An 842-nucleotide genomic window follows, 5' to 3' on the forward strand; every position below is an offset into this window, starting at 1 on the left:
TAGGGTCCAGACTCAATTGAGCCACCATGTGACGATGGCAGCGATATAGCATGTGGCTGTAAAGTTCAGCATGAGCTTGTCATATCGTGTCGCGACCCTCCTCCAGTCCTTGAGGCGGCAAAAGGTGCGTTCGATGATGTTTCGGCGGCGGTAGGCAATTGGGTTGAAAGGTTTGATCCGCTTACGGGTCGGATTATTTGGAATGACCGGTTCAGTGCCGCGAGCTTTGAGAAAATCGCGTAACGCGTTGCTATCGTAAGCCGTATCGGCAGCGCACAGGTTGCTTGGCGGCAGTGGCTCAAGCAGTGGGATGGCAATGGGAGCGTCACCGCGCTGCCCAGGGGTTATTCTCAGTGCGACTGGGCGGCCACAACCATCGACAACAGCATGTATTTTTGTCGATCTGCCGCCTCGCGATCGACCGATGGCTTGAGCTTCCGCCCCCCTTTTCCGCCAGCAGCAGATCGGTGCGCCTTTGCGGTGGTGCTGTCGATCATGTGAATGTCGCGATTGGTCGTCTGCACCAGTGCTTCGAATAGTTGCCGCCATATGCCTTTGGCAGACCAACGATGGAAACGATTGTAGATGGTTGTCGAGGGACCGTAGAAAGCGGGGCAATCCTGCCACCGACAGCCAGTGCGCAGCACATGGATGATGCCGCTAATCACCCGGCGGTCGTCAGTTCGATGCGCGCCGGGTTGGTTCGTTGGAAGCAAAGGAGCGATCACTGCCCATTGCCGATCATCAAGCCAGAATTCTCCTGCCATGCTCCAAAACTCCCGTTATCAGGAGAGTGAATCATGAAGAAGTAATTTGATCAAATGTTTAATTGGGTTTGGAGC

1 pseudogene is annotated in these 842 nt (G+C 54.9%); it reads right to left on the bottom strand.

Annotated elements, in window-relative coordinates:
• Window positions 1-81: 81 nt before the first annotated feature.
• Window positions 82-767, bottom strand: a pseudogene (locus OIV19_RS23620) (IS5 family transposase); the annotation flags it as partial.
• Window positions 768-842 lie beyond the last annotated feature (75 nt).

The sequence above is a fragment of the Brucella sp. HL-2 genome, assembly GCF_025846885.2.
In the GTDB taxonomy this organism is placed as follows: Bacteria; Pseudomonadota; Alphaproteobacteria; order Rhizobiales; family Rhizobiaceae; genus Brucella; species Brucella quorumnocens.